Source organism: Streptomyces sp. NPDC029292, from assembly GCF_055569295.1.
On record NZ_JBVHXR010000001.1, the window covers coordinates 211,460 to 235,816 of the forward strand.

Annotated in this window: 22 protein-coding genes; 9 read left to right on the forward strand and 13 right to left on the reverse strand. The window is 70.9% G+C overall.

Annotated elements, in window-relative coordinates:
• Positions 1 to 224: 224 nt before the first annotated feature.
• Positions 225 to 1,178: an SCO0930 family lipoprotein gene (locus ACZ4WS_RS01055; protein ID WP_467976007.1), complete on the reverse strand. Its 954-nt coding sequence runs from the start codon at positions 1,176 to 1,178 to the stop codon at positions 225 to 227.
• A gap of 769 nt (positions 1,179 to 1,947) precedes the next feature.
• Here ACZ4WS_RS01055 and ACZ4WS_RS01060 point away from each other — a divergent pair.
• From ACZ4WS_RS01060 to ACZ4WS_RS01070, 3 genes are all read left to right on the forward strand, one after another.
• Positions 1,948 to 2,076, forward strand: a complete 129-nt coding sequence (locus tag ACZ4WS_RS01060; RefSeq protein ID WP_467976009.1) for a hypothetical protein — start codon at positions 1,948 to 1,950, stop codon at positions 2,074 to 2,076.
• 16 nt (positions 2,077 to 2,092) lie between these two features.
• The gene (locus ACZ4WS_RS01065; protein ID WP_467976011.1) at positions 2,093 to 2,857 is read left to right on the forward strand and encodes a bestrophin-like domain; all 765 of its coding nucleotides are present in this window, start codon (positions 2,093 to 2,095) and stop codon (positions 2,855 to 2,857) included.
• 224 nt (positions 2,858 to 3,081) lie between these two features.
• Positions 3,082 to 3,618, forward strand: a complete 537-nt coding sequence (locus ACZ4WS_RS01070; protein ID WP_467976013.1) for a hypothetical protein — start codon at positions 3,082 to 3,084, stop codon at positions 3,616 to 3,618.
• 129 nt (positions 3,619 to 3,747) lie between these two features.
• Here the strand turns inward: ACZ4WS_RS01070 and ACZ4WS_RS01075 are convergent, their stop codons facing one another.
• Entirely contained in the window at positions 3,748 to 4,221 is a 474-nt protein-coding gene (locus ACZ4WS_RS01075; protein ID WP_467977117.1) for a hypothetical protein, read from the reverse strand.
• 797 nt (positions 4,222 to 5,018) lie between these two features.
• On the opposite strand from ACZ4WS_RS01075, the gene ACZ4WS_RS01080 reads away from it, so the two are divergent.
• Positions 5,019 to 5,684 (forward strand): class F sortase, encoded by a 666-nt coding sequence (locus tag ACZ4WS_RS01080; RefSeq protein WP_467976014.1) that lies wholly within the window; start codon positions 5,019 to 5,021, stop codon positions 5,682 to 5,684.
• Between the two features lie 39 nt (positions 5,685 to 5,723).
• On the opposite strand, the gene ACZ4WS_RS01085 is transcribed toward ACZ4WS_RS01080, so the two are convergent.
• Positions 5,724 to 6,569 carry a polysaccharide deacetylase family protein gene (locus tag ACZ4WS_RS01085; protein ID WP_467976015.1) on the reverse strand — a complete coding sequence of 282 codons (846 nt, stop codon included), beginning with the start codon at positions 6,567 to 6,569 and terminating at the stop codon, positions 5,724 to 5,726.
• Between the two features lie 80 nt (positions 6,570 to 6,649).
• Entirely contained in the window at positions 6,650 to 9,928 is a 3,279-nt protein-coding gene (gene lysX / locus ACZ4WS_RS01090; protein WP_467976016.1) for a bifunctional lysylphosphatidylglycerol synthetase/lysine--tRNA ligase LysX, read from the reverse strand.
• A gap of 100 nt (positions 9,929 to 10,028) precedes the next feature.
• Here lysX and ACZ4WS_RS01095 point away from each other — a divergent pair, with 100 nt between their 5' ends.
• Complete coding sequence (locus ACZ4WS_RS01095) at positions 10,029 to 10,493, forward strand: universal stress protein (protein ID WP_467976017.1); 465 nt, start codon at positions 10,029 to 10,031, stop codon at positions 10,491 to 10,493.
• A gap of 39 nt (positions 10,494 to 10,532) precedes the next feature.
• On the opposite strand, the gene ACZ4WS_RS01100 is transcribed toward ACZ4WS_RS01095, so the two are convergent.
• On the reverse strand, positions 10,533 to 11,690 hold the full coding sequence (locus ACZ4WS_RS01100) for a CapA family protein (protein ID WP_467976018.1): 1,158 nt from the start codon (positions 11,688 to 11,690) through the stop codon (positions 10,533 to 10,535).
• A 269-nt stretch (positions 11,691 to 11,959) separates the two neighbouring features.
• Between ACZ4WS_RS01100 and ACZ4WS_RS01105 the strand changes: the two genes are divergently transcribed.
• From ACZ4WS_RS01105 to ACZ4WS_RS01115, 3 genes are all read left to right on the forward strand, one after another.
• A complete protein-coding gene (locus tag ACZ4WS_RS01105) occupies positions 11,960 to 12,508 on the forward strand; it encodes a sigma-70 family RNA polymerase sigma factor (protein WP_467976020.1) in 549 nt (182 codons plus the stop codon).
• Between the two features lie 136 nt (positions 12,509 to 12,644).
• Positions 12,645 to 13,160: a hypothetical protein gene (locus ACZ4WS_RS01110; protein ID WP_467976022.1), complete on the forward strand. Its 516-nt coding sequence runs from the start codon at positions 12,645 to 12,647 to the stop codon at positions 13,158 to 13,160.
• 176 nt (positions 13,161 to 13,336) lie between these two features.
• Positions 13,337 to 13,987 carry a zf-HC2 domain-containing protein gene (locus ACZ4WS_RS01115; protein ID WP_467977119.1) on the forward strand — a complete coding sequence of 217 codons (651 nt, stop codon included), beginning with the start codon at positions 13,337 to 13,339 and terminating at the stop codon, positions 13,985 to 13,987.
• 45 nt (positions 13,988 to 14,032) lie between these two features.
• Here ACZ4WS_RS01115 and ACZ4WS_RS01120 read toward each other — a convergent pair whose 3' ends face one another.
• The 3 genes from ACZ4WS_RS01120 to ACZ4WS_RS01130 all read right to left on the reverse strand — a co-directional run bounded on the left by ACZ4WS_RS01120 (position 14,033) and on the right by ACZ4WS_RS01130 (position 18,528).
• Positions 14,033 to 14,893 carry an Fpg/Nei family DNA glycosylase gene (locus ACZ4WS_RS01120; protein ID WP_467976023.1) on the reverse strand — a complete coding sequence of 287 codons (861 nt, stop codon included), beginning with the start codon at positions 14,891 to 14,893 and terminating at the stop codon, positions 14,033 to 14,035.
• A 102-nt stretch (positions 14,894 to 14,995) separates the two neighbouring features.
• On the reverse strand, positions 14,996 to 17,071 hold the full coding sequence (locus ACZ4WS_RS01125; RefSeq protein WP_467976024.1) for a SpoIIE family protein phosphatase: 2,076 nt from the start codon (positions 17,069 to 17,071) through the stop codon (positions 14,996 to 14,998).
• 80 nt (positions 17,072 to 17,151) lie between these two features.
• On the reverse strand, positions 17,152 to 18,528 hold the full coding sequence (locus tag ACZ4WS_RS01130; RefSeq protein WP_467976025.1) for a DUF6777 domain-containing protein: 1,377 nt from the start codon (positions 18,526 to 18,528) through the stop codon (positions 17,152 to 17,154).
• Between the two features lie 136 nt (positions 18,529 to 18,664).
• On the opposite strand from ACZ4WS_RS01130, the gene ACZ4WS_RS01135 reads away from it, so the two are divergent.
• Positions 18,665 to 20,086, forward strand: a complete 1,422-nt coding sequence (locus tag ACZ4WS_RS01135) for a lipase maturation factor family protein (protein WP_467976027.1) — start codon at positions 18,665 to 18,667, stop codon at positions 20,084 to 20,086.
• On the opposite strand, the gene ACZ4WS_RS01140 is transcribed toward ACZ4WS_RS01135, so the two are convergent.
• The 5 genes from ACZ4WS_RS01140 to ACZ4WS_RS01160 are packed head-to-tail and all read right to left on the reverse strand — an operon-like array spanning position 20,074 to position 24,311.
• Entirely contained in the window at positions 20,074 to 20,925 is an 852-nt protein-coding gene (locus ACZ4WS_RS01140) for an amidohydrolase family protein (RefSeq protein ID WP_467976029.1), read from the reverse strand. The two genes, ACZ4WS_RS01135 and ACZ4WS_RS01140, sit on opposite strands and share 13 nt — an antisense overlap.
• Positions 20,910 to 21,224, reverse strand: a complete 315-nt coding sequence (locus ACZ4WS_RS01145; protein ID WP_467976030.1) for an L-rhamnose mutarotase — start codon at positions 21,222 to 21,224, stop codon at positions 20,910 to 20,912. The genes ACZ4WS_RS01140 and ACZ4WS_RS01145 overlap by 16 nt, the downstream gene beginning before the upstream one ends.
• 8 nt (positions 21,225 to 21,232) lie before the next feature.
• Positions 21,233 to 22,207, reverse strand: a complete 975-nt coding sequence (locus ACZ4WS_RS01150; RefSeq protein ID WP_467976032.1) for an aldo/keto reductase — start codon at positions 22,205 to 22,207, stop codon at positions 21,233 to 21,235.
• Positions 22,204 to 22,959: an SDR family NAD(P)-dependent oxidoreductase gene (locus ACZ4WS_RS01155; RefSeq protein WP_467976033.1), complete on the reverse strand. Its 756-nt coding sequence runs from the start codon at positions 22,957 to 22,959 to the stop codon at positions 22,204 to 22,206. The genes ACZ4WS_RS01150 and ACZ4WS_RS01155 overlap by 4 nt, the downstream gene beginning before the upstream one ends.
• Entirely contained in the window at positions 22,956 to 24,311 is a 1,356-nt protein-coding gene (locus ACZ4WS_RS01160) for an L-fuconate dehydratase (RefSeq protein ID WP_467976034.1), read from the reverse strand. The genes ACZ4WS_RS01155 and ACZ4WS_RS01160 overlap by 4 nt, the downstream gene beginning before the upstream one ends.
• Positions 24,312 to 24,357 lie beyond the last annotated feature (46 nt).

Sequence of the window (24,357 nt, forward strand, 5' to 3'; positions counted from 1 at the left end):
CCGCCCAGAAAAACGAAAAAACGCTCCCGGGAGGAAAAAAGGGGAGAAAAACCCCCCCCCTTCGGGAAACACAAGGTGCCCCCCCCCCCCGGGGGGGGGGGGGGGGGGCGGACCAAGGTCGCGCGCGCTGTTTCGTTCGTCCGGCACAGTGCTTCTCTGCGTCCACTCCCTTCCGCGTTCCGTTGCTGACTGGGCGAGGTGATCAACCCTGGGGAGGTGATCTTCTACTCGGACGCGCCGACCGGCTTTCCGTCGGGCGCGACGGCGTACCACGTGCCGCCCACGCCCTGACCGTTGGTGTCTCCGGGAGCCGTGTCACCGGAGAAGGTGTAAATGGGCCAGCAGTTGACGGTCATCTGCTTGACGCCGTCCGGCCGGGTGAAGCCCATGAGGCCCTTCTTCTGGACGCCCTTGGTGTCGTTCGCGGCGACCGGCGCGACGGCGGGCCACTTCTCCAGGCAGGCGCCGGTGCAGGCCGACTTCGAGACAGGCCAGGCCTGGTCCTTCATGAAGCGGTAGACCGTCATGCCGTTCTTGTCGACGACGATCTCGCCGAGCTTGGGGTCGTTGCGGGTCGACAGGCCGGGCAGGTCGGCCAGGGTCGCCTTCTTGCCATTGGGGGCAGACGCGTACCAAGTGCCGCCCACGCCCTGACCGTTGGTGTCCCCGGCCTTCGTGTCCTTCGCGTACCGGTACATCGGCCAGCCGCCGATGGTCAGCTGCTTGGTGCCGTCCGTCCGGGTGACCTCACCAAGGAGCGCCTTGTCCACACCGGTGGCGGCGGTGGCACCCTCGGCGGGAACCGGCGGCCAGGCCGTCGCGCAATCGCCGTCGCAGCTCGACTTCGGCGGTTCGGCCGTGTCCTTGTCGAAGCGGTAAAGGGTGAATCCGGCGCTGTCGGTCAGCACCTTGCCGAGCTTCGTACTTTCGGTAACAGCGAGCTGACCTGCGGATTCCGCCTTGGCCGCGGTGCCCTGCTCGTCCTTGGAATCGGCGCCGTAACCATTGCCGGAGCCAGTGTCGCTGGAACTCGATCCATAATCGCCGGCGGCCGCGGTGGCGCCCACATTCTGGCTGCCCGTCGACTGGGTGCCCTGTTCCTGACCGCACGCCGTCGTGAGCGCCAGCACGGCCGCAGCTGTCGCTACGAGGGAGGCGCTCCGCCAGGAGGTCTTCATGGGTAACTCCCGCTGTTCGCATTGGTGTTGCAGCGCCCTGCTGCGCCGCGCATGGCCCTAGGTACGGGCGGGAGTGGCGGAAGTGTTCAACCGGCTCACAAATTTCTTTCCGAAACCTGTGACGCGAACCGCGCGGTTCGCGCACATGTACGTACCCGGCGGTGCATTCCGCGCGGCCCGTCAAACTGCGGGGAGGCGCACATCCTCCCTTCGGGGGCAATACCCCGCCACTCCGGCGTACACGGGCGCCGCGCGCTCCATGATCTCCGTCGTGCATGGACCCAAGCGGACCCGATCCGCCCTCGTCATACGGCTGTTGGCGCTGCTGACGCTGGCCTGGATCCTCGGTGGCGCGTCGCAGGGGTCGGCGGTCGCCGACTCCTGCGCGTACGCCTCCGTCGGCCCGGACGGCGACGGGGTCTCGGCGGTCGCCGTCGCGGGAAGCGGCGCAGTGGCGGTCACCGGCGGTACCGCTTGGTGCCCGACCCCCACACCACCACCGCCCTGCCCCACCCCGACGCCCACCCCGACGCCCACACCGACCCCGACGCCCACCCCGACGCCCACACCGACCCCTACGCCGGCCCCGACCCCCACTCCGACGCACCCACCCACTCACTCACCGAGCCCCGAACCACCGCCTCCCCCACCCCCGCCTCCTCCTTCGCCGAGCCCACGGCCCGTGCCGCCCCGGCCCACCCCGACGCCGAGGCCCACTCCCACGCCGACGCCCACACCGAGCGCGCACCCCAAGCCGACCCCGTCCCCGGTGAGTTATCCGGCGTATCGCAACCCGCCGCGCAAGCACCCGTCCCGCGGTGGCCCCTCGCTGGTTTCACTCACCCTGCTCATCACCGCGCCCGCGGTACTCGCCGTCGCGGCGCTGCGCCCGCGCTGATCCTTGGAGGCATCCTTTGTCGGAATGGCTTGTTCTCGTCCTCGCGATGGCGGCCGCGTGCGTCGTCGTCCTCGTCGTCACGCTCGTACGTCATCGCGCGGTCCGTGAGGACGAGGATCCGTCCGAGACCCCGGACGTGATCGAGTACATGACCATGATGATCGGCGTGGTGTACGCCATCGTCCTGGGCCTGGCCATCGCCGGTGTCTGGGAGGCCCGCGGCGTCGCCCAGGACCATGTGCAGACCGAGGCGCAGGCCCTGCACGAGATCTCGGCACGGGTCCGCGTCTACCCGCCCGACGTGCGCGACCGCATCCGCGGCGACGTCAACGCGTATGTCGGCCACGTCGTCACCACCGAGTGGAAGGCCATGGCGGACCAGGGCCATGTGACGGCCGAGGGCGGCCGGCTCTTCGACCGCATCCGTCAGGACGTCACCGACTACAAGCCCAGGACGGACTTCGAGGCCCAGGCCTATCAACCCCTCGTCGACCAGGTGACCGCGGCCGACGCCGCACGCAACGCCCGCTCCGACTCCACGGGGGCGACCATGCCGGGGGTGGTGTGGTTCGGGCTGATCGCCGGCGCCGTGGTCACCGTGGGGATGGTCTTCGCCCTGCAGATCCGGCGCACCACGCGCGAGCTGATCCTCGCCGGGCTCTTCTCCGCCCTGATCGCCTTCCTGCTCTTCCTGATCTGGGACTTCGACGCGCCCTACAGCCGGGGGATCACGGCCTCGGCGGAGCCGTTCACGGCGCTGTTCCCGCACCTTCCCGGGTGACGAACCCTCAAGAGCGGCCCGACAGCGGGGTACGGACGCCACGCCGCGTCCGTCCCCCGTCTGCACGTACACCGTCCCCTGAACGGCCCACGCGATTGCCCCATTCGCGCGACTGCGATCGCGCCCACGCGCTCCCTTTCCTAGCGTTTCGATCATCGAGGCGCATTTCTGACGCAAGCGGAAATGGTCCGCGGCAAGGCTCCTCGGGGACCTGGAGGCTCACCATGCACGCGATACGCGTCGCTTCGGCCGCTCTGCTGGGCGTGACCGCCCTGGCCTTCTCCGCGCCCGCCGCCGTCGCCGGCGACGGGAACAACAACATCACCCCGTTCGGTTTCAGCGTCCAGCCGTCGACCATCGCCACGGGCGGTCAGGTCGCGCTGCTCGTGCAGAGAAACGACGGGGGCTGCCAGCGGGACGTCACGGTCTCCTCGGGTGTCTTCGACACCGTCACCATCCGGCAGGGTCAGTCCTCGGCCACGGCCCTGGTCGACTCGGACGCCAAGCAGGGCGCTGCGTACGAAGTGACGTTCATGTGCGACGGCGTGAGCGGTCACACGGACCTCACCATCGCCACCGGCCGTGCCGACAACACGACACCTCTCCCGGTCTCCACCCAAGGGGGTGTCAGGGCCGGTGTCGGCGGGAGTGTCGGCGGCTTCGACCTGAAGGAGATCGGCCTCGGAGCCGCGCTCATCGCAGGCACGGTCGGCACGGCGTGGTACATGGCGCGCCGCCGCACCGCGGCCGACGACTCCTGACGCAGCGGCACAGCCTTTCGCCCCGGACCCTTTCGGAAGGATCCAGGGCGTAGGGCTCCCACGTGCGTTTCCGAGGGGGACGGCCGTCTCTGAAGGGGGGAGAGCCGGTCGGATCCACAGGGGGGCCGGTCAGATCCTTTTCTCGGACCGGCGGCGCAACCAGAACACTCCGCCGCCGATGACGGCCGCGGCCACCAGACCGCCACCGATCGCCATGTCGGTGCGCGTGGCGCCCGTCGAGCTGCTGCCGCCGAGACCACCGCGGACACCACCGACGACAGTGAAGGCACGGGGGCGGGTCAGGGAGCCCGACCCGACGCAGTTGACGTTGATGTCGTACGAGCCGGGGCGCGCGTCGCGGTCGACGTTCGCCGTTCCGCTCGCCGTGTCGTTGTTGCCCGGGACCCGCGAGAGGGTCGCGCGCCGGAACACGGGCGAGGTCATGGTGCCGCCGTTCCGGCACCCGTCGACCGTCACCGTCAGCTGGCCGCCGGCGGCGATGACGCTGGGGACGGCGACGATGTTCCTCGAAAAACCCCCGAAGTCGTTGCCCGGACCATCCCCGTTGTTGTTGCCCGGCCCGAACCCGTTGTTGTTACCCAGCCCGAACCCGTCGTTGTTGTTACCCCGACCATCCCCGTTGTTGTTGCCCGGCCCGAACCCGTTGTTGTTGCCCAGCCCAAACCCGCTGTTGTTGCCCGGCCCGAACCCGTTGTTGTTGCCCAGCCCGAACCCGTTGTTGTTGCCCGGGCCACCCCCGTTGTTGTTACCCGGGCCACCCCCGTTGTTGTTGCCCGGCCTGGACCCGTTGTTGTTGCCCAGCCTGGACCCGTTGTTGTTGCCCAGCCCGAACCCGTTGTTGTTGCCCAGCCCGAACCCGTTGGTGTTGCCCGGCCCGAACCCGTTGATGTTGCCCAGCCCAAACCCGCTGATGTTGCCCGCGTCACCCAAATTGGTGTTGCCCAGACCGCTCCCGTCGCCCATACCGTCCGCGACGGCCGCGGGGGCGGCGAGCCCGAGGACGGCGACCACCGTGGCCGCGGCCGCCAGGGCACGTGAGTTTCCCATGTGATCCTCCGCGGAAGACGCCCCGGGAACCGTCCCCGGTAGATCGGCGAGAAAACGCCTCCCAGACAGACCCTCAGATGCCGTGCACAGGGCCGCATTTCGAGAATGGTCCGTCCCGGTGAGAGGACACGCCGAGAGAATTACACACAATCGGATATTGCCGCAGGTCACGGACCGTCAGAAAATTCCTGGCCTCGGCAACTCGGATGGCTCACGCCCGATGTACTCCGCCACCCGTTCGCCCGCGCCCCGTCGCCCGCCGGACGTGCTGGACTTAGCGTTCTCATATGCGCGACGGACGCGGCGACGGCCGCGTCGAGAGGGGATTGCGAATGTCTGCGTCCGAGCTGGCCGAAGAGGAGGAGCGGCGGAGGAGGAAGCGCGCCCCGTGGGGCGTGATAGCGCTTGTTCTGCTGACCGGCCTCGCGCTCATTCGGAATGGTTCCGGTGAGTTCGACGTGGGCCCTCCGCAGCCCGCTTCGGCAGCGGCAGCCGAAAGCCGCACCGCCGGTGGCACCTTCTCAGGCGCTCCGGCTCCGCTGCCGTACTCCCTGGTGGACCGGGTCAGGATTCCGTCGATCCAGGTCGACGCCCCGGTCATGCCCGTGGGTCTCGACATCGACGGGTGGGTCGCCGCGCCGCCGCCCGACGACCCGAATCTCGCCGGCTGGTTCACCGGCGCGGTCTCGCCCGGCGAAAAGGGCACGGCCGTGATCGTGGGCCATGTGGACAACATGCGGGGCCCCGCCGTCTTCTACGGGCTCGGGGCATTGAAAAAGGGAAGCCGGATCGAGGTGCAGCGCAAGGACGGGAAGACCGCGGCGTTCGAGATCTACGGCATCGAGGTCTTCGCGAAGAACAACTTCCCCGGCGACCGCGTGTACGGCAGCAAGGGTGCTCCCGAATTGCGGGTCATCACCTGCGGGGGCGGTTTCTCCAAGCAGCACGGCTACGACGGCAACGTCGTCGTATTCGCCCGCCTGGTCGAGGTTCGCTGAGCGTTCCTTGACCGGGCGGGCGAAAGCCTGCCGAGGGCGCTACGCGAATCGCCGTCGCGGCACGGTCATGTGATAGCCGGAATCCAGCAGCTGCGGCAGATAGTCGCGCAGCGCCCGTACGCTCTGCGAGCGGTCGCCGCCCGCGTCGTGCGAGAGGACCACGACACCCGGGGCGGCGCCGCTCTCGACCCGGTCGACGATGGTGCCGGTGCCCGGGGTCGTCCAGTCGAGCGAGTCGACCGTCCATGCCAGCGGCTCCATGCCCAGTTCGGCGCCGATCTGGAAGGCCGCCCGGTTCCAGGCCCCGTAGGGCGCGCGGAACCAGACGGGCGGCTCACCGTAGGCGTCGTCGATGACCTCGCTGGTGCGTTCCATCTCTGAGCGGATCGCGGAGCGCGAGAGCTGGGTCAGCAGCGGGTGGGTCCAGGTGTGGTTGCCGACGATGTGTCCGTCGTCGGCCATCTCGCTCAGCAGGTCCTTGTTGTCGACGGCCATCTCCCCGCACACGAAGAACATCGCGCGCACGTCGTACTCGCGCAGGGTGCGCAGGATGCCCGGCGTGTAGCGGGGGTCGGGGCCGTCGTCGAAGGTCAGCACCATGCTGCGGCCGCGCCCGGACATACGCAGGAGCGGCTCGTGCCGGACGACGGTCCGCGCGGGCGCGCTGCGTGGTGCGCCGTATCCGGCCATCGGCTGGAGGCGGTAGGCGGAGGGCTTGAGGGCGCGGCGCGCCTGCGGGCCCGAGACCGGTGGGGCACTGAGCACCGGCTTCGCGGCCGGTTCGGCGGTGAGGACGCGGGCCGTGCCCGCCGCCCCGGCCGCGCCCAGGACGGCGGCGCCGGCGATCAACGCCCGGCGCCGGGTGAGCAGCTTATCCTTTTTCATGATTTATCAGTCACCCTGATGAGGGGTGGCGCAGTTCAGGAACACCGGTGCGGACCTACGAAAGCACCCGCCTGGACCATTCAGCGGCGGCGCACCAGGGGGAACGGCAACGTCTCACGGATCGTCAGCCCGGTGAGGAACATGACCAGCCGGTCGACGCCGATACCGAGGCCCCCGGTGGGCGGCATCGCGTACTCCAGGGCGTCGAGGAAGTCCTCGTCGAGCTCCATCGCCTCGGGGTCTCCCCCGGCAGCCAGCAGCGACTGCGCGGTCAGCCGTCGGCGCTGTTCCACGGGGTCGGTCAACTCCGAGTAGGCGGTGCCCAGTTCGGTGCCGAAGGCGACGAGGTCCCAGCGCTCGGCGAGGCGCGGGTCGGCGCGGTGCTGGCGGGTGAGCGGAGAGACGTCGGTCGGGAAGTCCTTGTAGAACGTGGGGAGCTGGGTCTTCTCCTCGACCAGTCGTTCGTACATCTCCAGTACGACACCGCCGCGTCCGTCGTCCGCCGTGTACGGCACGCCCGCGCGGTCGCACAGCCGCAGCAGCGTCTCCAGGGGCGTGTCGGCGTCGACCTCCTCCCCCAGCGCCTCCGAGACCGCGCCGTACAGGGTCTTGACGGGCCAGGGCCCGGAGATGTCGTACTCGGTGCCGTCCTTGCGCGCGACGGGGGCCCCGAAGGCGGCGGTCGCCGCGCCCTGGATCAGTTCGCGGGTGAGATCGAGCATCACGTCGTAGTCGGCGAAGGCCTGGTAGGCCTCCAGCATCGTGAACTCGGGGTTGTGCTTGTAGGAGACGCCCTCGTTGCGGAAGGTGCGGCCCATCTCGAAGACCTTCTCCAGGCCGCCCACGCACAGCCGCTTCAGATAGAGCTCGGGTGCGATGCGCAGGTACAGATTCAGGTCGTAGGCGTTGATGTGGGTGGTGAAGGGGCGGGCGTTGGCGCCGCCGTGGATCTGCTGGAGCATCGGTGTCTCGACCTCAAGATAGCCGCGGTCGAGCAGACCCTGGCGCAGCGCCTGTACGGCGGTGGAACGGGCCCGGACGACCGCGCGGGCGTCGGGGCTGGACACCAGGTCGAGGTAGCGGCGGCGCACCTTCGCCTCGGGGTCGGCCAGGCCCCGGCGCTTGTCGGGCAGCGGGCGCAGGCACTTGCCGGTGAGCTGCCAGGACGTGACGAACACGGTCAGCTCGCCCGTGTCGCTGACTCCTGTGAGACCGCTCGCGATGATGTGGTCCCCGATGTCGATGTCCTTGCGGAACCGGTCGAGGGCGGGACCGGAGTCCTTGCGGGTGAGGGCGAGTTGACGGTCGCCGGACCAGTCGCGCAGCACGGCGAAGACGATGCCGCCGAAGTCGCGTACGAGGATGACGCGGCCGGCGACGGTCACATGGTCGCCCTCGCGGACCTCGGCGAGGGTGTGGGTGCGCGGCGGGATGCCCACCGGATAGGGGTCGGTGCCGTCGGAGCGGAGCCGGTCGAGGGTGCGGTGCCGGATGCGGACCTGTTCGGGCAGGCCCGCCGTCGGATCCGCGGCCTCGGCCTCGTCCCCTTCTTCGAGGCCGAGGGCCGACAGCGAGGGCAGGCCCTCGGTGGTCGCGGGTTCGGGTCCGCCCCTCGCGCGCCCCTTGCCCCAGAGCTTGCGCAGCGAGGGTACGGAGACGAAGCCCTCGGCGATGCCGGACGCCAGCCCGATGCGGGCGAGGGAGCCGGTCTCGCCGTAGCAGATGAAGCGCGGGTACCACTCGGGGTGGTACTTGGCGTTGGACCGGTACAGGGCCTCCAGCTGCCACCACCTGGAGAAGAACAGCAGCAGCCGGCGCCAGAGCCTGAGCACCGGCCCCGCGCCGATGCGGGCGCCTTCCTCGAAGACCGACCGGAACGCCGCGAAGTTCAGCGAGATGCGCCGTGCGCCGAACTTTCCGGCGACCGCGCACAGCTCCGCGACCATGAACTCCATGACCCCGTTGGGGGCGCTGCGGTCACGGCGCATCAGGTCCAGCGAGACGCCGTCGCGGCCCCAGGGCACGAAGGAGAGCAGCGCGAGGAGCTTGCCGTCGCTCCCCATGGCCTCCACCAGGAGGCAGTCGCCGTCCTCGGGGTCGCCGAGCCGGTCGAGGGCCATCGAGAAGCCGCGCTCGGTCTCGGTGTCGCGCCAGGCGTCGGCCCGGTCGACGATCTCCTCCATCTCCGCATCGGTGAGGGTGGAGTGGCGGCGTACGCGGCAGGTGGCGCCGGTGCGCCGCACGCGGTTGACGGCCTGGCGTGTGACGCGCATGTCGCGGCCGTCCAGGTCGAAGTCGGCGACGTACAGAATCGCCTCGTCGCCGAGCTGGAGCGCGCCGAGCCCCGAGCGCGCGAACGCCTTGGCGCCCTCCTCCGAGGCGCCCATCACGGCGGGCGCCCAGGCGTAGTGGCGGGCCACGTCGAGCCAGGCGCCGATGGCGTGCGGCCAGGCCTCGCGGTCGCCGACGGGGTCGCCGCTGGCGAGGCAGACGCCGGCCTCGACGCGATAGGTGACCGCGGCCTTTCCGCTGGGCGAGAAGACGACGGCCTTGTCGCGGCGGGTCGCGAAGTAGCCGAGGGAGTCGTCGGCGCCGTACGCGTGGAGCAGGGCGCGGATGCGGGGCTCCTCGTCGCCGTGCAGGGCCGCCTCCAGGCGCTGGGAGCGGAAGAGCGTGGCGGCGGCGTTGAGCAGGGCCAGGGCGCCGAACAGGCCGAGGACGAAGGACAGTGCGCGCGGCGGCATCCCGTTGAAGGAACGCCCTGAGACGAGGCCGCCGCAGACCCGGTTGGCCGCCCACAGCAGCCGCCGGCCTTCCGGCAGCGTGCCGGGGAACAGCTCGACCAGGCCCCAGCCGACCAGAATCGCCACGCCGAGCCCGGCGAGCAGCACGGCGAGCGCCCGCCACACGGCGCCGCGCCGGTGGGCCGCGTAGAACTCCTCGCGGGCCACGATCAGCAGCACCAGCGCGAGGCCGCAGACGATGAGGGAAGGGAGCGACTGGGCGTACACGCCCTGCGCGATGTCGGGAATGTCGTCGAGGACGAGCAGGCCCAGGTAGACGACGACCAGCCACCAGGCGACCTGTTTGCGGGCGGCGGTCGCCCCGGCGAGCAGGAAGAGGAAGACGGCGTACGCGAGGTTCGCGCTGACCGGGACGATCAGCAGGTCCAGGAAGCGCACGACGGGGCGCAGCAGTCGCCGCAGGGGCTCGATGAAGGCCAGCAGGGCGCAGAGCAGCCCGAGAGCGCCGAAGAACGTCGCGAAGCCCTCGGGCACCTTGCCGAGGAAGCCTCCCCGGGACGGCCGTATCGGCCCTGTGGCGTCCTTCGGTGCGCGGGCCTCCACGGTGGCACTCATGGTTCCGACTCTAGGAAGAGCCGGACGGGCCCGCCCGTCGAGCGGGTTCCGCGCCTCCCCGACGGGGTCGGGACCTGCGGTTTCCGATAGCCTCACAGCCGTGACGGAACAGCAGCACTCGCATCAGTTCGAGCGGGGCACGGACGGTCCCAAGGTCATCCTCGTCGGCGTGGACGGCTCCGACTCCTCGCTCCATGCGGCGGCATATGCCGGTGGCCTGGCCCGACGGCAGCGCGCGCTGCTCGCCGTCGTGTACGTCCAGCCCGTGATGGCGGCGGGCGCGGCGCTTGGCGTGCCGGTCGCGGAGACGACCGACGAGATCGCCGAGGACCTGGTCGCGCAGATCCGGGAATCCGCCGAGCGGGTCAAGGACATATTCGAAGTGCGCTGGGAGTTCCACACCTTCCGCGGCGACCCGTACAACGGCCTGGTCAGGGCCGCGGACGAGCTCAAGGCGGACGCCGTGGTGGTCGGCGCCTCCGAGCAGGCGGGCCACCGGATCGTCGGATCGGTGGCCATCCGGCTGGTGAAGGCGGGCCGCTGGCCCGTCACCGTCGTGCCGTAGACCGGCCCTCGGGCGCTCGCGTTCCGGCCGGCGCCACGGCTACTCCCCCATGACGAGGCCGTTCTGGGCCGCGCCGCGGCTCAGGACGACGTCGCTGATCCGGTCGCGTACACCGCCGACCCCGGCCCCCTGCTCCAGGGCGACGTTGAGGTTGACCACGCGACCGGCGTCGAGGTCGAACGCCTGCGGAATGAACTCGGCCTTCGTCACCTCCCAGCGCGCGCCCTGGTGCGCGGGCGGCGCGAAGGTGAACCGCCCGATGGTGCTCTCGCTGCCGCGCCGGTCCTGAACGCCTTGGCGGTCGAACATCTCGCCGGCGATCTGGTCGCCCATGCCATAGATGACCCACGTGCCGTTGACCTTCTCGTACGCCTGCGGGACATGGGCGTGCGTGCCGAGGATCAGGTCGATGTCGGGCCGCCCGTTCGTCCGGGAGGCGGTCAGCTGCCTGCTCAGCCGCAGCTGCTGCTCGTCCGGATCGTCCTGCCATTCGGTGCCCCAGTTCAGGGATACGACGACCACGTCGGCGCCCGCCTTCCGGGCGGCCCTGGCATCCGCGACGATCCGGTCGGGGTCGATGAGGTTGACGGCCCAGGGCTGCCCCTGCGCGAGCGGAGAGCCGTTCGTGTCGTAGGTGTAGGCGAGATGCGCGACCTTGGCGCTGCCCGCCCGCATCATGCTGGTGACGCTCGCCTCGTCCGCCGTACGCGCCGATCCCGCGTGCCGCACGCCCGCGCGGTCGAGCGCGTCCAGGGTGCGCCGGATTCCGGCGGCGCCGTCGTCCAGGGTGTGGGTCGAGGCTGTGGAGCAGGCGTCGTAGCCGGTCGCGGCGAGTCCCTCGGCCACCTGCGGCGGGGACTTGAAGGTCGGGTAGCCGGTGTAGTCGCCGTCCGCGCCGTACACGGTCTCCATGTGACAGATCGCCAGATCGGCGCCGGACACAACGGGTTCGACCCCCGCGAGCATCGGCCGGAAGTCGTACCCATGGCCTCCCGCGTCGTAGTTCGCCCTCTCGATGACCGAGGTGTGCGGCAGCACGTCGCCGGAGGCGACGAGGGTGAAGCCGCGGACGGCGGCGGGGGCCGCCGGATGTCCGCGCTGCTGCCGGGCCGACGGGGCCTGAGCTTGACAGCCCGCGGTCGCCGCGATGAGTACGGCCGCGAGGGCCAGGGTGGTCTGTCGCCTGCGTGTGGTCATCAACCTCGCCCCAATGCGGTCATATTTACTTACAGAAGGACATACGGGGGCGGCCGAGAGTCAAGCAGCAACGACGTCTTTAGCCCGTCCGGCGCTTGAGGAGGAGCCCGTTGGGGCGACGCGGGGCTCTGGGGGCAGAGCCCCCGGCCACCGCGACCCGCACCCCGGTGGACCGTTCATCGCACCGCTCACCGACGGCTTCGACCGCCCACCGCACAACGGTGCTCATGGCCTGTCCGCGCGGCGCGCATCGCGCTGGCATACAGGCCATGACGGCCGGAACCACCACCATCACACACGGGACGACCGCCGAGCACGAGCTGGCCGCGCTGCAGCGCGAGCACGGCCGACCGCTCTTCGCGCTGCTGCTGCGCCTCTGTGACGGCGACCGGCAGCGCGCCGAGGACTTGGTGCAGGAGACGTTCGTACGCGCCTGGCAGCACCCCGAGGCGCTGCGTGCCGACGCCTTCGACTCCGTACGTCCCTGGCTGCTCACCGTCGGGCGGCGGCTCGCGATCGACGCGCGGCGGGCCCGCCAGGCGCGCCCCGCGGAGGTCGGGGACGCGGTGCTCGAAAGTGCGCGCGTCTGTGCCGATCACGCGGAACGGTCTGCGGCGACGCTCGATGTACGGGAGGCTGTGAAGACACTCACTCCGGAGCACCGTGAAGTCCTGGTGCAGGTGTACTTCCAGGGGGCGAGCGTGGCGGAGGCCGCGGCGGCGCTCGGAATTCCGCCCGGTACCGTGAAGTCCCGCGCGTTCTACGCGCTGCGCGCCCTGCGCCGGGTGCTTCCGGGATACGCGGCCGACCTGCGGTGAAACCGAAGGCTGAGTCAAACCTCCGTAAAGCGCCTGCCGAGGACCATGGTTGAGTACTCCGCTTGTCCTCATCCGTGTTCCGGACTGAGGGCCCGGGGTCGGGCGACGCGCACGCACCGGAGGAAGGCAGGAAGGGATGCTGCACAGAGGTCAAGAGAGCACGGACGGCACCGGCGGTGGTGAACTCACCGTCCCCATGGCGTGGTTGTACGCCGAGTACATCGCCGACGAGCTGCTGCGGACCGGCGACCTGATGCCGCCCACGTCCTTCGAGTTCCGCGCCGGGCGTGACGCGCTGGCGCTCACCATCTTTCTCTCCGACAGCGACGGTGAGCTCTCCGGCATCCGGGTCGTCTCACAGCTGGAGACGTGGCTGTCGCTGACGGCGTACGACCAGCCGTGGCAGGACTGGGTGCGCGAGCACATGGCGCGGCTGGCGGCCGAGGCGGTCGAATCGGGCGGTCCCGCCCCGGACCTGGAGCTGGCGTCGGCGGCCTGGCGCTGGCTGGAGGAGACCGAGCTGCTCGCCCCGGACCTGGACGCGGTGCCCGGTGGCGGCCCGGTGCCGGGCGAGGACGACGGTCCGAAGGTGTGGACGCCGGCCTGGCGACTGGGGCTGCCGCTGGGGCATCTTGCGATCCATCTCTTCTGACCGCCTCTTCGGGCAAGTTTTCTGAGCTCGCACCAATCCGCGGGCCCTCTCGCTCCGAATGTCCTGGCCGGTATTCCGTCCGTGTCTTGAGTGATTCGACGGTCTGGTGCGTACGGGTGGGCAACAGCAGCACCACCCCCACCCCGCACCATCGCCACAAGGATTCGGTATTCGGTATGAGGTCCCTGGAACGGCATCGTGACGTCGGCGCCTACGCGCTCGGCGTGCTGGACGAGGCGGAGGCCTTCCGCTTCGAGGACCACCTCATGGAGTGCCCCAGCTGCACCGCGCATGTGAGTGAGTTCCGTCCCGCCGCACGGCAGTTGATGCTGTACCGACGCGCCACACCGCGCTCCGTGCACCCCTTCGCCGCCCCCGGGCCCCGGTTCCTGGACCGGTTGCTCGGCGAGGTGGCGGCGCGAAACCGGGTCGGGCGCAGGAGGTTGCTGTACGCGGTGGCCGCCGCCGTGGTGTTCGCCGCGGGTGGTCCCGCGGTCGCGATCGTGACGGGACACGGCTCCGGGCCGGCCCAGGTCGCCGCGACGGACGCGGACACCGGTGTGTGGGCGCAGGTCACCACCCACGACCGGGTCGGGGGCAGCCAGGTCGATATTCAGGTCAAGGACGCGGGGGGCCCGCGCGCCTGTCAGCTCGTGGTCGTCGGCAAGGACGGCTCGGAGCAGACGGTGGCCAGCTGGATGGTGCCCTCGCACGACGGCCGGGCCACCAGTGTGACGGGCGGCGCAGCGTTCCAGCCGGAGGAGATCAGCCGCTTCGAGGTGCGCACGACGGAAGGCGAACACCTGGTGACGCTCAAGCCGCACTGACGTCTCTCGCAGTCGGCCGATGCCGGGCCCCCGGCCGATGTGCGGCTACTTGAGAAGTCTGGACATCCGGCGGTCCGCGAGCGGTTTGCCTCCCGTCTGGCAGGTCGGGCAGTACTGCAGCGAGGAGTCGCTGAAGGACACCTCGAGGATGGTGTCGCCGCACACCGGGCACGGCTCCCCCGTTCTGCCGTGCACCCGCAGCCCGCTCTTCTTCTCCGCCTTGAGGCGTCCGGCGGCCAGCCCGTGGGAGCGCTCGACGGCCTCCGTGAGCGTGGAGCGCAGCGCCTCGTACAGGCGGCGTATCTCCTCGGGGGTCAGCGCGGAGGCGAGCTTGAAGGGGGACATCTTGGCGGCGTGCAGGATCTCGTCGCTGTACGCGTTCCCCACACCCGCGATCAGGCTCTGGTCGCGGAGTGCGCCCTTCAGTTGGCGACGCTCGTCCTTGAGGAGCGCGGCGAACCGTGCCTCGTCGAAGTCGTCGGCGAGCGGGTCGGGGCCGAGGCGGGCGACGCCCGGGATCTCCGCCGGGTCCCGTACGACGTACACGGCGAGTCGCTTCTGCGTCCCCGCCTCGGTGAGGTCGAAGCCCTCGCCGGTCTCCAGCGCGACGCGCAGCGCGAGCGGGCCCTTGCCGGGGCGGGGCGGGCCGTCGGGCAGCGTGTCCTTCCAGTGCAGCCAGCCCGCGCGGGCCAGGTGCGTCACGAAGTGCAGTCCGTCCGCCTCGATGTCGAGGAACTTGCCGTGCCGGTGCACGGCGGTGACCTCGCGCCCCTCGAAGGCGGTGACGGGCGGGTCGTACGTCTTCAGGACGCTGATGGCGACGGGCAGCACGCGCACGACCTCACGGCCGACGAGATGGTCGGCCAGGAAGTCCTTGAGCGCTTCGACCTCGGGCAGTTCCGGCATGGGTCCAGAGTGCCACCCGGCACCGACAACACCATGTGCACCGGCTCGGAGCCAGTGTCCGGCGGGGTCCGGGACGTGCGGCCGGGTCCAGGACGCGCGATCTCAGTTCCGCTCCGGGACGACGAACTCGCACCACACGCACTTGCCGCCGCCACGGGCCTCCACGCCCCAGACGTCGGCGAGGCGGTCGACCAGGAGGAGGCCACGGCCGGAGACGCCGGACTCGCCGGCCTCGCGGCGGCGCGGCAGCGCGCTGGAGGAGTCCTCGACCTCGGCGCGCAGCCTGCGGTCAAGGCCGCTGAGGACGCGCAGGGTGACGATGGCTGAGCCCTCGGTGTGCATCAGGGCGTTGGTGATGAGTTCGTCGGCGATCAGCTCGATCTCGTCGGCGCGCTCTCCGGCGCCCCAGGCGTAGACCGCGGCGCGGATCATGTGACGGGCCTCGGTGAGCGCCTCGGGGTCGCCGGGCGCCACATGCTGCTGGAGCCGTCCGCCGGACCGCTGGTCGGTGTGGCCGCGGCGGCGCAGGAGCAGCAGCGCGACATCGTCGTCACCACCGCGCTCCTCGGCTACATCGATGAGCCGGTCGGCGAGGTCGCGTACGTCGTCCGGGCCCGAGCAGATGAGCTCCCCGAGGGTGTGCATGCCTTCGTCGAGGTCCACCCCGGGCTGCTCGACGAGCCCGTCGGTGCACAGCAGCAGCGTGTGGCCGGGGTCGAGTTCGACGGTGGCGACCGGGTATTCGAGGCGGCCGAACTCGGCGGACAGCCCGAGCGGCAGACCGCCTTCGACGGCCAGTCTGCGGCAGGTGCCGTCGGTCAGACGCATCAGGGGGTCGATATGGCCCGCGCGCACGACCTGGACCACTCCGGTGGACAGGTCGGCCTCCGCGTACAGGCAGGTCGCGAACCGATCGGTGTCGAGTTCGTGCAGGAAGACCGAGGCGCGGGCCATCACGGTGGCGGGGGTGTGGCCCTCGGCGGCGTAGGCGCGCAGCACGATGCGCAGCTGGCCCATGACCGCGGCGGCGTGCGTGTCGTGGCCCTGGACGTCGCCGATGACGGCACCGACGCGACCGCCGGGCAGCGGGATCACGTCGTACCAGTCGCCGCCGATGTCCCGGCCAAGGGAGGCGGAGCGGTAGCGGACGGCGATGTCGGCGCCGGGGACGCTGGGGATGGAGCGCGGCAGCATGGCCTGCTGGAGGCCCTGGGCGAGGTCTTTCTCCTGCTCGTAGAACATGGCCCGCTGGAGGCTCTGCGCGATGCTGCTGCCGAGCGCGACGAGGATATTGCGCTCCTCCGACGAGAAGCCGCGCCGGTCGTTGTAGAGCAGACCGATCGCGCCGATGGGCCGGGCCTGCACGATGAGCGGCAGATACGCGGCCGAGGTGATGTTCAGGTCGGTGATGTTCGGCCACAGCAGGGGGTACGACTCGGCGAACTCCTCCGGCGACTCGATGAAGTGCGGCGCGAGGGTTCGTACGACCTCGTTCATGGGGTACTGCGCGTCGAGGCGGGTGACCCGGGTGCCGGGCACATAGCTGTCCTCGGGGCCTGCGGCGACCATGCGGATGCGGCCGGCCTCCACCAGGCCCATGACCAGGCTCGTCGCCCCGAGGTGGGTGAGGCCGTGGGTGTCCTCCAGGACGTCGATGACGTCCTGGACGGTGCGGGCGTGCGCGAGGGCCGCGGTGGTGATCTGGACGACGTTCGTCTGCTGGCGGCGCACCTCGTCCTGGGCGGCCTGCTCGCGGCGCGCCTCGCTCTCGCTCAGCTCTTGGGTGGCGTCCCGGACGATGCCGATGATCCGGCGCGGGCGCCCCGTCTCGTCGCGGCGGATGTAGCCCTGGGTGTGCGTCCAGCGCAGCGAGCCGTCGCGGCGGCGGATGCGGAAGTAGGCGCCGTAGTTCTCGCTGCCGTCCTTGAGAGCCTGGGAAACCAGGGTGTCGAGGCGTATGCCCTCGCCCGGGGGTACGCGCATGTCCAGGGTCGTGGGGTGGCCGTCGTATTCGTCGAGGCGCACGTCGAAGACCTCGTGGGCCTGGACATCCATGTGCATCAGTCCGGTGTCCAGGTCCCAGTCGAAGCTGCCCATGCGGTTGAGCGCCAGGATCGGATCCGGGTGGGCGGGCCAGTCGTCCGGGAGTGACAGGGCGCTCGCTCCCCGATCAACCATGGGCCCACCTTGCCAGGATTTGCCCGATTATTCGACTTCTGGAGGGTCCGTCTCCGGGCTCCCCCAGAAGTTCGTGCGGGTCAACTGTCGAAGACGTCGGTCGGGGCGTCGAAGATGCTGTCCGGGGCGGTCGGCTCGTCGGGGATCAGACCGCCGCCGTCGGGCACATCGGGGGTGTCCGGGACGATGTCGGGACCGATGTCCTCGCTCGCCGAACCCGAGGGGTCCAGCGGCGACGGGGGCTCCTCGGACATGGACTCGTCGGGGGAGGCCGGGTCCGTGTCCGGAGCGGCGCTCCGGTCCGAGGGGGTCCGTGTGCTGTCGGGCTCCGTCGTCGGCGGGGCCGTGACAGTGGCCGTCGGGCAGTCCGAGGGCTCTTCGACCGAGGCCGGGAACTCGTCCGGCGAGCTCGGGAACTCATCCACCGGGGTCGAGGACTCATCCGTCGAGGTCGACGACTCATCCGTCGGGAACCGACCCGTCGGCGCGCCGGACGGAGTGGTGTCGGGTCGCGTGGTCTCGCCCGGGGCGCTCTCGGTCGCTCCCGGCGGCACGGTCACGGTCGCGTCGGGCGTCACGCAGTCCGACGACCGGTCGTCCGGCGACGGACTCTCCGCGCCTCGCGAGGCACCGGAGGACGAGTCGTGCGGGCGCGGGGCCGGCGTCCAGCCGTCGGGCGGTGGTACGACGTGGTCGTGGTCGCCGTCGTCACCGATCCTCCGCTCGATCCACCTGTTGTCGACGATGTTGATGATCGTGATGTTGGTGATCACGGTGGGCGCCGGGGTCACCGCGACGACCTGGGTGGGCTGGTACCCGGACCAGGGGCGCCCCTGGGTGCCCGCGTTTCCCCGGAGGGCGACGGGCGGGTTGAGCGGGTTGCCGCAGGCGCAGCGGACGCGGGGCACGCCCCGGTTGTCGACGAGGACGGCGGTGCCCACCTGGAGCACGGACTGGAAGCCGGTGGCCCGTCCGTTGCTGAACCCGTGGTCGGTGACGCGCGTGTCGGCGCGCAGCACGACCGATGTCAGACCCCGCAGGTAGCGGGGGACGGAGGCCTGGGAGATGCCCGCGGCCTGCGCGAAGGCGCGCTCCTTGCTCCGGTCGGCGGCGAGGAAGCCGATCTGCTTCTCGACGTCACAGCTGCCGGCGTTCTGGGTGCCGCCGTAGAGACCGGGCGTGGAGCCCGACAGGGAGCGCACCCCCTGCGGGGCTGAGGTGCCGCCGGTGGACCGCGATTGCGGCGTTCGGGTGACGGGTAGCGAGGTTGTGGAGGCGGTGGAGGCGGTGAAGGGGTCGGGCCCCTGGGCCGCGACCGGCTGCAGGAAGAGTTCGCCGCTGGACCCGCTGGACGCGCCGGCCGTCTCGCCCTTGTCGCTGTCGCCGCCGCACCCGGCGACGAGGAGCGCCGCCGAGAGCGTGCAGGCTGTGACGAAGGTTCTGGTGGGTAGGTGCACCACATTCTCCCGTTCATCCCGGGCAATTCGCTCATCCCCCAGCAATTCGTCCACCATTGTCTGTGTCACTCACATGGGTCACGCAAGCGGAGACAGGTCACCCAGCGTCACAATGGAGGGGAGAGGAGCGGCCGACGTGGAGTGGTTCGTCGCACCGGAGTACTGGCTGAGCCGACTGGTCTTCCAGCGGGCGCTGGCCGCCGTGTACCTGGTCGCCTTCCTGGGCGCGGCGCTGCAGTTCCGCGCGCTCATCGGGGAGCGCGGGATGCTGCCGGTGCCCCGCTTCGTGGCGCAGGTGCCGTTCCGCCGCGCGCCGAGCGTGTTCCATCTGCACTACTCGGACCGCTTCTTCGCGGCTTGGTCCTGGGCGGGCTGCGCGGTGTCGGTGGCGCTGCTCGCGGGCCTGGACTCGTACCTGCCGCTCTGGGGCGGCATGCTGCTGTGGCTCCTCCCGTGGGCGCTGTATCTGTCGATCGTCAACGTGGGCCAGACCTGGTACTCGTTCGGCTGGGAGTCGCTGCTCCTGGAGGTGGGCTTCCTCGCCGTCTTCCTCGGCAACGACGAGGTGGCCCCGCCGATCGTCGTCCTCTTCCTGCTGCGCTGGGTGCTGTTCCGCGTCGAGTTCGGCGCCGGGCTGATCAAGATGCGCGGCGACGCGTGCTGGCGGAAGCTGACCTGCCTGTACTACCACCACGAGACACAGCCGATGCCGGGCCCGCTCAGCTGGTTCTTCCACCATCTCCCGAAGCCGTTCCACCGGGCCGAGGTGGCCGCCAACCACGTCACCCAACTCGTCGTCCCCGTCCTCCTCTTCACCCCGCAGCCGATCGCGACGGCCGCCGCCTCGCTGATGATCCTCACCCAGCTGTGGCTGGTCCTGTCCGGCAACTTCTCCTGGCTGAACTGGATCACCATCGTGCTGGCCCTGTCGGCGGTCGAGTTCCCCACCACTGCCCCGCACGTGTCCGCGACACCACTCTGGTACGAGATCGTGGTCCTGGCGGTGGCCACGGGTCTGCTGACCCTCAGCTACCGCCCGACCCGCAATCTGCTCTCCCGGCGCCAGGTCATGAACCGCTCCTTCGACCCGCTCCATCTGGTCAACACGTATGGGGCGTTCGGCAGCGTCAGCCGGGTGCGCGACGAGGTGATCGTCGAGGGCACGGCGGACGACATGCCGTACGAGGACGCGGACTGGCGGGAGTACGAGTTCAAGGGCAAACCGGGCGATCCCCGGTACTGGCCACGCCAGTTCGCGCCGTACCACCTGCGGCTCGACTGGCTGATGTGGTTCGCGGCGCTCTCCCCCGCGTACGCCGCTTCATGGTTCACGGGTCTGGTGGAGCGGCTCCTGGAGAACGACCGCGACACGCTACGGCTGCTGCGCCGCTCCCCGTTCCCCGCCGACGCCCCGCCCCGCTACATCCGCGCCCGCCTCTACCGCTACCGCTACACGACCTGGCGCGAGCTGCGGGAGACGGGCGCGTGCTGGCACCGGACGTACGTACGGGAGTTCCTGCCGCCGATGCGACTGGACCGGGTGGCTCAGAGGCGGTAGACGCGAGCGGCGGTGCCTCCGAAGACCCCCGCTTGCTCATCCGCGCCGAAACGACGGACCAACTCGCTTGCGGTGTCGACCACTTGGCCGTAGGCCGCAGCCAGTGTGCACACCGGCCAGTCGGAGCCGAACATCAGCCGACGGGGGCCGAAGGCGTCCAGGACGGTGTCGGCGTACGGGCGCAGGTCGTCGACCGTCCACTTCGCGGGGTCCGCTTCGGTGACCATCCCGGAGAGCTTGCACACGGTGTTGGGGAGCGCGGCCAGCCTGCCGACGGCGCTCGCCCAGGGCTCCAGCGCGCCTGTGGCGATCGGCGGCTTTCCCAAGTGGTCGAGCACAAAGGTCAGTTCGGGGTGGCCCGCGGCTGCCCGTACGCACGCGGGCAACTGGTGCGGCAGCACCACCAGGTCGTAGACCAGGCCCGCCCCGGCGACGGCGGCGAGCCCGCGCCGCACGTCCGGACGCAGCAGCCACTCGGGGTCGGCCTCGCCCTGCACCTGGTGCCGGATGCCCTTGAGATACCGGCCCCCCGGCAGCTCCCGCAGCCGCGCCAGCTCGTCGGCGACATCCGGCCGGGTCAGGTCGGTCCACCCGACCACTCCCGCGACCAGCTCGTGGTGCGCCGCGAGGGCGAGGAACTCCGGGGTCTCCTCGGCCACGGTGATCGTCTGTACGAGGATCGTGCGGTCGACCCCGGCGGCACGCGCCTCCGGCTCGAGGTCCGTGAGGGTGAAGTCACGCCGCAGGGGCAGGAGTTCGGTGCCCGTGAGCCAGTCCTGGTCGCGGACGGAGAGGTCCCACACGTGGTGGTGGGCGTCGACGGTCACGGCAGCTCCCATACGACGGGCAGGCCGGCGCCCGCGCCCTCGCCGGAGTAGTCGTGCACGACGTCGAGGAGTTCCGCCATACGGGCCTGCCAGGCGATGTTGACCGGCAGCTTGTCCAGCTCGGCGAGCATCCGCCCGTAGTCCGCGCACTCCAGGACGTGGAAGAGATCGGTGCCGCTGCGCCAGATCGTCCAGGAGGTGGCCCCGGCGGCGCGGATCGCCGCGGTCAGTTCGGCGGGGACCTCGCGGTGGGCGGCCTCGTACTCGGCGACGCGGTCCGCGCGGACCTTGGTGTGCAGCGCGACTCTCATGACGGCTCCTAAGCGGGTACGGGGGCAGCGGCGGGCAGCAGACCCTCCGCACGCAGTTCCTGCCAGAAGTCCCGGGGCACCGGCGTCGCGAACTGCTCGACGCAGTCCCGGACTTCGTGCGCCGCGCGAGCACCGGCCAGGACGCTCGCGACGGCCGGGTGGGCGGCGGGGAAGGCCAGGGCGGCGGCGCGCAGGGTCGTGCCGTGCCGCTCGGCGATGCCCTTCAGGCGCAGGGCGCGGTCCAGCACCTCCGCCGGCGCGGTGGTGTAGTTGTACGTCGCTCCCGGCCGCGGGTCGGCCAGCAGACCGGAGTTGAAGGCGCCGCCGATGACGACGGAGGTCCCCCGCTCCTCGGCGGCGGGCAGCAGGTCGGCCAGCGCCCGGTGGTCGAGCAGCGTGTACCGGCCGGCGCACAGCACCACGTCGACGTCCGTCTCGCGAACGAAGCGGGTGAGCATCTCGGTCTGGTTCATGCCCGCGCCGATCGCGCCGACGACGCCTTCCGAGCGCAGCTTCTCCAGGGCGGGGTAGCCCTCGCGGAAGGCCTGCTCGGCGTGGTCGTCCGGGTCGTGCAGGTAGACGACGTCCACGCGGTCGAGGCCGAGCCGTTCCAGGCTGGCGTCCAGACTGCGCCGTACGCCGTCCGCGCTGAAGTCCCAGACGCGACGGTGCGTGGCGGGCACGGCGAAGCCGTCGGCCAGGTCGTCGCCGCCCTGGTCCGTGAGCTCCAGGAGGCGCCCCACCTTGGTGGAGACGGTGTACTCGGCACGCGGCCGGTCGCGCAGGGCCGCGCCGAGGCGCCGCTCGGAGAGGCCGATGCCGTAGTGCGGTGCCGTGTCGAAGTAGCGGATGCCACCGGACCAGGCGGCATCGACAGCCTCATGCGCCTGCTCGTCGCCGACCGCGGTGAACAGGTTGCCGATGCCCGCGGCGCCGAAGGACAGCGGGCTGACCTCGACACCGCTGCTGCCGAGCGTGCTCACTGGCCCACCGGGCGCAGCCGCAGCCCCTGCATGCCGCCGTCGACGGCGAGGGCGGTGCCGGTGGTGGCGCCGGACAGCGGACTCGCCAAGTACGCGATGGCGCCCGCGACTTCGGCTGCCGAGACGAGACGGCCGGAGGGCTGGCGGGCCTCCAGCGCGGCCCGCTCCGCGGCCGGGTCGGCGGCGGCATCGAGCAGGCGGCCGATCCACGGCGTGTCGGCCGTGCCGGGATTGACGCAGTTGACGCGGACGCCTTCGCGGATGTGGTCGGCGGCCATGGCGAGGGTGAGCGAGAGGACGGCACCCTTCGAGGCGGAGTACAGGGCGCGCTGGGGCAGGCCCGCGGTGGCGGCGATGGAGCAGGTGTTCACGATGGCCGCGTGCGCGGACTCGCGCAGATGGGGCAGGGCGGCGCGGGCCGTACGCACCATGCCGAGGACGTTGACGTCCAGGACCCGGTGCCACTGCTCGTCGTCGTTGTCCTCGATGGTGCCCTGGGCGCCGATACCGGCGTTGTTGACCAGCACATCCAGGCCGCCCAGGTCGGCGACGGCCGCGGCCACGGCCGCGCGTACGGACGCGTCGTCACAGACGTCGGCCCGGTAGCCGAGCAACGGCTTCTCGACCGACGACGGGTCCAGGTCGAGGACGGCGACCTGGGCACCGCGAGCGGCGAGGAGTTCCGCGGTGGCCCGGCCGATGCCGGAGGCGCCGCCCGTCACCAGTGCCTTGAGTCCTTCGAAGTCGGTCATGCCGCTTCCCCCTTCTGGTCGGTGTGCGCCTGCTGCGCGAGGTCGGCGGCCCAGAAGGTACCGCCGGGGTAGGTGAATTCCGCGATGGACTCGGGCCGCATGGCGGCCGAGAAGCCCGGCGCGGTGGGTGCCGTGTAGTGACCCTGGCGAATCACCACCGGGTCGAGGAAGTGGCCGTGCAGATGGTCGACGTATTCGATGACCCGGTCGTCGGTGGTGCCGGCCAGCGCCACGAAGTCGAACATCGAGAGGTGCTGGACGAGCTCGCACAGGCCGACGCCGCCCGCGTGCGGGCAGACCGGCACGCCGAACTTGGCGGCGAGCAGCAGGATCGCGAGGTTCTCGTTGACGCCGCCGACGCGGGCCGCGTCGATCTGGAGGACGTCGATGGCGCCGGCCTGGAGCAGCTGCTTGAAGACGATGCGGTTCTGGACGTGCTCGCCGGTGGCGACCTTCACGGGGGCGACGGCCTCGCGCACGGTGGCATGGCCGAGGACGTCGTCGGGGCTCGTCGGCTCCTCGATCCAGTAGGGGTCGAACTCGGCGAGGGCCTTGGTCCAGGTGATCGCCTCGTCGACGTTCCAGCGCTGGTTGGCGTCGATGGCGACGCGGATGTCCGGGCCGACCACGGCGCGGGCGACCCGGCAGCGGCGTACGTCGTCCGCCAGATCCGCACCCACCTTCAGCTTGATCTGCCGAAAGCCGTCGGCGACGGCTTCGGTGGCGAGCCGGGTGAGCTTCTCGTCGCTGTAGCCGAGCCAGCCCGGTGAGGTGGTGTAGGCCGGGAAGCCTCGTTCCCGAAGGGTCGCGGCGCGTGCCGCGGCTCCCTCCTTGCCGCGGCGCAGCAGTTCCAGCGCCTCCTCGGGCGTGAGCGCGTCCGTGATGTAGCGGAAGTCGACCTGGCGTACCAGCCATTCCGGCTCGGCGTCGGCGAGCAGCTGCCACAGCGGCTTGTCCGCCCGCTTGGCGGCCAGGTCCCATACGGCGTTGACGACGGCGCCGATCGCCATGTGCATCACGCCCTTCTCGGGGCCGAGCCAGCGCAGCTGGCTGTCGCCGATCAGGTCCCGGCCGAGGGAGCCGGGGTCTGCGCACAGCTCGTCGACGGACCGTCCGACCACATGCCCGCGCAGCGCGTCGATCGCGGCGACCTGGACATCATTGCCCCGCCCGATGGTGAAGGTGAAGCCGTGCCCCTCGACGCCGTCGGCCGCGTCACTGCGCAGCACGACGTATGCCGCCGAGTAGTCGGGGTCCGGGTTCATCGCGTCGGAGCCGTCGAGCTCGCGCGAGGTGGGGAAGCGGATGTCATAGGTGTCGACCGCAGTAATACGAGCGGCAGTTGGGGACACGGGAGGCCTTTCGGTCCGGGACAGGGCGTACGGAAGGCTCCGTACG

What these genes read in the sequence shown, in the direction of transcription:
- ACZ4WS_RS01055 (WP_467976007.1), bottom strand. Translation starts at nt 1,178, where the DNA reads ATGAAGACCTCCTGGCGGAGCGCCTCCCTCGTAGCGACAGCTGCGGCC.
- ACZ4WS_RS01070 (WP_467976013.1), top strand. Translation starts at nt 3,082, where the DNA reads ATGCACGCGATACGCGTCGCTTCGGCCGCTCTGCTGGGCGTGACCGCC.
- ACZ4WS_RS01080 (WP_467976014.1), top strand. Translation starts at nt 5,019, where the DNA reads ATGTCTGCGTCCGAGCTGGCCGAAGAGGAGGAGCGGCGGAGGAGGAAG.
- ACZ4WS_RS01085 (WP_467976015.1), bottom strand. Translation starts at nt 6,569, where the DNA reads ATGAAAAAGGATAAGCTGCTCACCCGGCGCCGGGCGTTGATCGCCGGC.
- lysX (WP_467976016.1), bottom strand. Translation starts at nt 9,928, where the DNA reads ATGAGTGCCACCGTGGAGGCCCGCGCACCGAAGGACGCCACAGGGCCG.
- ACZ4WS_RS01100 (WP_467976018.1), bottom strand. Translation starts at nt 11,690, where the DNA reads ATGACCACACGCAGGCGACAGACCACCCTGGCCCTCGCGGCCGTACTC.
- ACZ4WS_RS01105 (WP_467976020.1), top strand. Translation starts at nt 11,960, where the DNA reads ATGACGGCCGGAACCACCACCATCACACACGGGACGACCGCCGAGCAC.
- ACZ4WS_RS01110 (WP_467976022.1), top strand. Translation starts at nt 12,645, where the DNA reads ATGCTGCACAGAGGTCAAGAGAGCACGGACGGCACCGGCGGTGGTGAA.
- ACZ4WS_RS01115 (WP_467977119.1), top strand. Translation starts at nt 13,337, where the DNA reads ATGAGGTCCCTGGAACGGCATCGTGACGTCGGCGCCTACGCGCTCGGC.
- ACZ4WS_RS01120 (WP_467976023.1), bottom strand. Translation starts at nt 14,893, where the DNA reads ATGCCGGAACTGCCCGAGGTCGAAGCGCTCAAGGACTTCCTGGCCGAC.
- ACZ4WS_RS01125 (WP_467976024.1), bottom strand. Translation starts at nt 17,071, where the DNA reads ATGGTTGATCGGGGAGCGAGCGCCCTGTCACTCCCGGACGACTGGCCC.
- ACZ4WS_RS01140 (WP_467976029.1), bottom strand. Translation starts at nt 20,925, where the DNA reads ATGGGAGCTGCCGTGACCGTCGACGCCCACCACCACGTGTGGGACCTC.
- ACZ4WS_RS01145 (WP_467976030.1), bottom strand. Translation starts at nt 21,224, where the DNA reads ATGAGAGTCGCGCTGCACACCAAGGTCCGCGCGGACCGCGTCGCCGAG.
- ACZ4WS_RS01155 (WP_467976033.1), bottom strand. Translation starts at nt 22,959, where the DNA reads ATGACCGACTTCGAAGGACTCAAGGCACTGGTGACGGGCGGCGCCTCC.